Annotated in this window: 5 protein-coding genes and 3 pseudogenes; 1 reads left to right on the top strand and 7 read right to left on the bottom strand. The window is 62.2% G+C overall.

From position 1 onward, the window contains the following. From A985_RS0116025 to A985_RS27630, 7 genes and pseudogenes are all read right to left on the bottom strand, one after another. On the bottom strand, nucleotides 1–630 hold a 630-nt coding region (locus A985_RS0116025), incomplete at its 3' end, for a heavy metal response regulator transcription factor (protein ID WP_039830434.1). A gap of 124 nt (nucleotides 631–754) precedes the next feature. Then, a complete protein-coding gene (gene copD / locus A985_RS0116020) occupies nucleotides 755–1,678 on the bottom strand; it encodes a copper homeostasis membrane protein CopD (protein ID WP_017234414.1) in 924 nt (307 codons plus the stop codon). Between the two features lie 5 nt (nucleotides 1,679–1,683). Then, nucleotides 1,684–2,070, bottom strand: a complete 387-nt coding sequence (gene copC, locus A985_RS0116015; protein WP_017234413.1) for a copper homeostasis periplasmic binding protein CopC — start codon at nucleotides 2,068–2,070, stop codon at nucleotides 1,684–1,686. Between the two features lie 72 nt (nucleotides 2,071–2,142). Further along, nucleotides 2,143–3,033 carry a copper resistance protein B gene (locus tag A985_RS0116010; RefSeq protein WP_150563912.1) on the bottom strand — a complete coding sequence of 297 codons (891 nt, stop codon included), beginning with the start codon at nucleotides 3,031–3,033 and terminating at the stop codon, nucleotides 2,143–2,145. Between the two features lie 17 nt (nucleotides 3,034–3,050). Continuing rightward, nucleotides 3,051–4,976 (bottom strand): copper resistance system multicopper oxidase, encoded by a 1,926-nt coding sequence (locus tag A985_RS0116005; RefSeq protein ID WP_017234411.1) that lies wholly within the window; start codon nucleotides 4,974–4,976, stop codon nucleotides 3,051–3,053. A 246-nt stretch (nucleotides 4,977–5,222) separates the two neighbouring features. Then, nucleotides 5,223–5,497 (bottom strand): annotated as a pseudogene (locus tag A985_RS0116000) (APC family permease); the annotation flags it as partial. After that, a pseudogene (locus A985_RS27630) lies at nucleotides 5,466–5,699 on the bottom strand (IS110 family transposase); the annotation flags it as partial. The pseudogenes A985_RS0116000 and A985_RS27630, both read right to left, overlap by 32 nt. A gap of 108 nt (nucleotides 5,700–5,807) precedes the next feature. Between A985_RS27630 and A985_RS27625 the strand changes: the two are divergent. Continuing rightward, a pseudogene (locus tag A985_RS27625) lies at nucleotides 5,808–6,168 on the top strand (transposase); the annotation flags it as partial. Nucleotides 6,169–6,204 lie beyond the last annotated feature (36 nt).

The raw sequence follows: 6,204 nt of genomic DNA, 5'->3' as shown, positions 1-6,204 counted from the left end.
GTGCAGCAGCTTGTTCTCGAAGGCATTGTCGATCTTGGCGCGCAGCCGCTTGACGGCGACATCGACGACGTTCGTGTCACTGTCGAAGTTCATGTCCCATATCTGCGAGGTAATGAACGTTCGCGTCAGCACCTCGCCCTGGCGCTCGGCCAGCAACTGAAGCAGAGAGAATTCCTGCGCCGTGAGGTCGACCCGGATCTGCCCCCTGCGCACACGGCGCTTGATCAGGTCGATTTCAAGATCCGCGATGACCAGCGTGTCTCGCACACCCCGTGGAGCACGCCGCAGGAGTGATCGAATCCGGGCCAGGAATTCCGCGTAGGCGAACGGTTTCGACAGATAGTCGTCCGCACCCAGCTCCAGGCCGGTCACCTTGTCTTCCACGGTGTCCCGCGCCGTCAGCAGAAGCACGGGCGTCTGCTTTTGTATACGCAGGCGCTTGAGGACTTCGAAGCCATCCAGTTCCGGGAGCATCACGTCAAGCACGATCAGATCGAAATCTTCGTGCAGCGCGAGAAACAGCGCGTCTTTGCCGTTGTTCGCCGTGTCGACGGTATAGCTTGCCTCCATCAGACCCTTCCTGAGGTAGGCGGCCATTTTGGGCTCGTCTTCGACTATGAGTATGCGCATATCAGAATTGGGCGGGCCGGCGGCCGATGCCGCCAGAGCCGTGGGTGGGCGTCATCCGCGCAGCGAGGCATTATCCCATGCCCGGCCTGGACGTCCGCGGCGCATGCCGCGGCGTCCCTCCCGGTCATTCGGGGCTCAACGTGCCTAGCGCCGCGACCACAGCGAGGATCGCCGTGGCAGCGTTGGCTTCGATAAAGAGACTCCGGCGCAGCGCGGATATCGCCCCCTGGAAATCCCCGCTTTGTACCCGGATCTCGAGCAAGGGCGCCAAATGGTAGCGATTCGCCGCCGCGAGGCCGAGCATCAGGCCAAAGAGTGCCAGCTTCACGACGAGCAACTGCCCATAGGAGGTGGTGAACAGACCGCGCAACGTGGGACCGACGATCATGCCGTAGTTGATCAGTCCGGTGGCGACGAGCGTCACGACGATCATGGCGCCCACGACCGCAAAACTGTTCAGCGTCCGGCTCAACAGGGCGATGCGCGCTTGCGGCGTCGAATGATCCACGCGCAGTAGCAGCCCGAATGCCGTCAATGCGCCCACCCATCCGGCGGCCGCAATGAGGTGGAAGACATCGGACGTGAGGTGGAGGACACCTTTGTCCCCTTCGTCCATCACCCCATGTCCGCCCCAGGCCAGCGTAACCAGCGCGATACCGCCGGAGACGGTGGCCACCGCCAGCGACGTCGTAGGGCGGCGTGCAAGGGCGAGCGCGGCGGCAAGACTTGCCGCCAGGGCGGCGATGCGAGCCAGCCACGCCGCGCCGAAGGCCGTACCGGAGATCAGCATCGAAAACGCGTGCGCCCCGATCGAGGCGTAATCGGACGCGCCGGTCATGGCTTTGCCCATTACGATCATGCTGCCGACAGACAACGCGATGCCGATGGCAACCAGCGCCACGAGCAGCGAGCGCAGCGGCCTCACGAAATCCGTGGAATGTCGTTCATGGCGCCGCAACGCGTAGAGCCCGAAGAGCGGCAATCCGAAAAGCAGCATGAGATCCAGGTAGAGCGCGAACCGGACGGCGATGTTGACCCAACTGTCCATGCCGATCACTTCACCGTGAACGAAAGCTTCCCGGTCACCGGATGGGTGTCGGAAGAAATGGCGCGCCAGTCGACGCGATAGGTGCCGGCCGGCAGGGGTTGCGACGGCGCGATGACCATGACCTTGGGATCGTCGCTGCCCGACACCTTTGCGGCAACCCGCATCGGCGCATGGCTGGACATGCCCGGCATGCCCGTCATGACGAGCGCCGCGCCGGAAAATTGGGTCATCAGGTTCTCGGAAAAGTGCAGCTCGATCTTTTCGGGCGCCGCGCCTTCGGCATTTTCCTGCGGCGTCGAGGACAACAGCTTGGGATGCGCATAGGCGACCGAGGCAAGGGCTCCAGTGGCGGCGATCACCGCGATGCGAGAGGCGACGTGTCGAAGATTCATCGGTAACTCCGTGGGTAATGGGTGAGGCAAAAAAAGGGGGGGACGTCGTGCGCCGGACGTGCGAACGCCGACTCAGAACCAGGCGCGAACGCCCGCAACAAAGGACACTTCGCTGCGTCGCTGGCCCTCCTGCTCGGCGAAACGCGCCGTATTTCCGTAGCTTCGGTCCCAGTTGACACCGATATAAGGGGCGAATTGGCGATCGAGTTCATATCGCAGGCGCAAGCCGAGCGAGGTGGACGACAGGCCCGCACCGATACCCCGGCTTGCATCGTTCTTGCCGTAGATATTGATTTCCGCCGTCGGTTGAAGCACCAGTCGGTTGGTAATGAGCAACTCGTATTTGCCTTCCAGCCTGGCGGCGGCCTGCCCGGCCTGGCCGACATAGGCGGTTGCCTCCACGTCGAAGTTGTACAGCGCGAGCCCCTGCAGGCCTAACGCGGCCCACGTCTGGGACCGTCCCGGCTTGAAGTCGTGGCGAACGCCCCCGACCACGTCCCACCATGGACTGATCGCATGACCCCAAAGCGCCTGGACTTCCGCGTCCTCCAAACCATGTCCCGTCCGCTTGCCTTCCGAACGGATCCACAAGCGGTCGATATCGCCGCCCACCCAGGCTGTGCCTTCCCAGTTCAACGCATTGCCGCCGCCGGCGCGTTGCCATTCCAGTTTGTCGAACAGCACCAGGTAGTTGATCTGCGCGTCGCCCATATCGTGCATATGCCCGCCATGGAATACGGCATTGCGATCCGCGTCGGTGAGCGGCGGGACCGGAGACGCGGTCGGGGTCGATGCGGCGGGTTGCATGGGTTGAATCTCCACGTCCCCCGACGCGGCCTGAACGTGCGCGTGCGCCGGGGAAGCCGCCGACTGCGCAAGGACAGGAACGGCGTGACCGAAGGCGGCCGACACGCCGAAGGCCAGGGCGATTCGGTGGAGGCGTCGCGGGATCGTCGACGACATCGATTTATCCATTCGCATCATTCTTCCACGCGTACTTCGCGAAACATCCCCGTCTCCATATGGAAAAGCAGGTGGCAGTGATAGGCCCATCGCCCAAGGGCGTCGGCCGTGACGCGATAGCTTCGCTTCGACCCAGGGGCGATATCGATCGTATGCTTGCGCACCATGAACTTGCCTTCTTCGTCCTCCAGATCGCTCCACATGCCATGGAGATGAATCGGGTGCGTCATCATCGTGTCGTTGACCAGCACCAGCCTGACCCGCTCGCCGTACTTGAGGCGAATCGGCTTCGCGTCCGCAAACTTCACGCCATCGAACGACCAGGCGAACTTTTCCATGTGGCCGGTCAGGTGCAGTTCGATCGTGCGCGTCGGCTCACGTCCGTCGGGATCGGAAAATGTGCTCTTGAGGTCGGCATAGGTGAGCACGCGACGTCCGTTGTTGCGCAGTCCGATCCCTGGATCGGAGAGCCGTGGCGTGGGGCTCATGGCTTGCGCATCGACCAGCGGATTTCCGCTTTCCGTTGCGGGATGCGATTGCATCGCACCCATGGCGCCCATGCCGGACATGGCTCCGTGATCCATGCCAGACATGCCCGCCGCAGCGCCGGTGGCCGATCCCGACATGCCGTCCATGCCCGGCATCGCCCCCGGATCCGTGCTCGACGTGCCGTCCATGGTCTGCAGGTTTTCACCGCTCATGCTGGACATATCCATGCCCGGCATGGCGTTGGGATCCTTGGCAGGCGTGCCATCCATGGTCTGTATCGCGTCGTCGCTCGTGCTCGACATATCCATGCCGGGCATTGCGCTGTGATCCATGCCGCCCATGCCCATATCATCCATCGTGAGCAGCGGGCGCGGGTCGAGGGAGGGCACCTCGGCCGCCAACCCTTCGCGCACGGCCAGCGTGCCGCGGGCAAAGCCGGTTCGATCCATCGACTGAGCAAAGATCGTATAAGCCGATCCGTTCGCCGGCTCAACGATCACATCGTACGTTTCGGCGACCGCGATCCGGAACTCATCCACGCTGACCGGATTGACGTATTGCCCAGCGGCCGCCACGACCGTCATCTTGAGGCCGGGCATTCGCACGTCGAAATAGGTCATGGCCGACCCATTGATAAAGCGCAGGCGGATGCGCTCGCCCGGGCGAAAGATGCCCGTCCAGTTGCCGTTGGGCGCCTGCCCGTTCATCAAATACGTGTACGTGTAGGCGCTGACGTCCGCCAGATCGGTCGGGCTCATGCGCATCTCTGCCCACATCTTTCGGTCGGCGATTGTCGCGCTCCACCCTTGGGTTCTGACGTCGTGAAAGAAGTCGGCGATCGTGCGCTGGTGAAAGTTGTAGTAATTGGACTGCTTCTTGAGCTTTGCCAGGATTCGCCGCGGGTCTTCATCCGTCCAATCGGAGAGCATGACCACGTAATCCCGGTCATACTTGAACGGCTCCGGATCCTTCGCGTCGATGACCAACGGGCCGTACACGCCCGTCTGCTCCTGCAAGGCCGAATGGCTGTGGTACCAATAGGTGCCGTGTTGCTTCACCCTGAAGCGATAGGTGAACGTTTCGCCGGGGTCGATACCGTTGAAGCTGAGCCCCGGAACCCCATCCATGTTGCTCGGCAGCAGGATGCCGTGCCAGTGAATGGAAGTCTGCGCCTGAAGCTTGTTCGCGACGCGCAGGGTAACGTCATCGCCTTCGCGCCAGCGCAGGACCGGGCCGGGCAGGGTGCCGTTGATCAGCGTGGCCGTTCGTGTCTGGCCGGTAATGTTGATGGGGGTCTGACCAATATCGAGATCGAACTGGGTGCCCGTGAGCACATGGGGTTGGCCCGGGCTCGAGATCGCCCAGACTGGGGGACGCCACAGGCCAAGCCCGCCGGCAAGGCCGGCGGCCCCCAATCCCTTCACGAAGGTGCGTCTGCCGAAGTGCGTTTGCATGTATCCGTTTCCGATTGTCTCGACAACGCCGTATGGCTCGATGTCCGTCAGTCGGTACCGCGGTGTTCGCCCGGCCGGTACCTTGCGGCATGGCACAAGATTATCCGGGCGCTGACATCGATAACATGACGGCAAAATGACGAATTTGTCATGCTGAAGACAGCCGCGGGGAGGCGATGCGCGAATTCCACCGCTCGCACGGGTCAGCGGGTGACCCGTGCGGCCAATGCCAGGCGCCCAGCCGGATCAGCCTCGCCGGGCTACCCAGATCTTTTTGCGGTTCAGCAGCAGCGGAACGATACCGATGAGAATGCCGGCCTGCCGACGACATTGGTGGCCCAGTCGAAGGTCGGGATGCTGTAGACCGCGATGAAAAAGAGGAAGAGCCCGCTTGCCACCGGCCAGATGACATGGGTCACGACGGCCCACGGACCCTGCGTCAGCACCTTGCGATAGTACCAGCCGCAAGCGACCCCGGTCAGCCCGAGGTAGAAGCTGCTCCCGAACCCTATGCATGGCAAGTACTGCCTGCTGCGTTTCGGTCTTTACGGTAACGTGCTTGCCCGGCTGTTGGACAGCTAGCCAGATCGCTCGCGCGTCCGCCGCATCGCTCTTGTTGCCGATGTTGAATGCCTTCACAAATCTCGGTGAGAGCAACCTGACCTGATGTCCCAGTTTGGTCAGTTCACGAGCCCAATGTTGCGCACCACCGCATGCCTCCATTCAGCAACTCATTCGGCGACGCCCATGGACATCATTCGAGCCTCCACATGCACGCAATCATGAGAGTTCGGCGCTGTCCATATATCGATAACTAATCCTTAGCCGGGGGAAAACGGTTTGCAACTGCGCCGCTACTGGAGCAGCGCCTGTTCTCAATGCGCGATAAAGTCACAGTGCACGCCGAGCCCCGAACGACGAATCCCCCGATGGGAGCATGAGACTGTGCTTGAAGCCGTCCAACGCTAGCTCGACAAGACTCCGGATGCGATGACAGTACGCAGGCGAACCGGTCGAACATGTCTTCGGGACGTTCAAGCACTGGATGGGCTACACACACTTCCTGGCACGCAGGCTGGCCAACGTGGGCACCGAGATGAGCTTGGATGTGCTCGCCTACAACCTCAAGCGAGTGCTGAAAACACTGGGGTTCTCGAAAACGATGAAAGCAATGCGGCTGACGGGTGCGTAAGCACCCGCCCTTTGCGCCTTCCGAGCGGACCGAAGA

Origin of the sequence: Pandoraea sp. B-6 (genome assembly GCF_000282835.1) — a bacterium.
Lineage (GTDB): Bacteria > Pseudomonadota > Gammaproteobacteria > Burkholderiales > Burkholderiaceae > Pandoraea > Pandoraea cepalis.
Note: the sequence above shows the minus strand (reverse complement) of the source record. Positions and strands in the feature narration are given on the sequence as shown.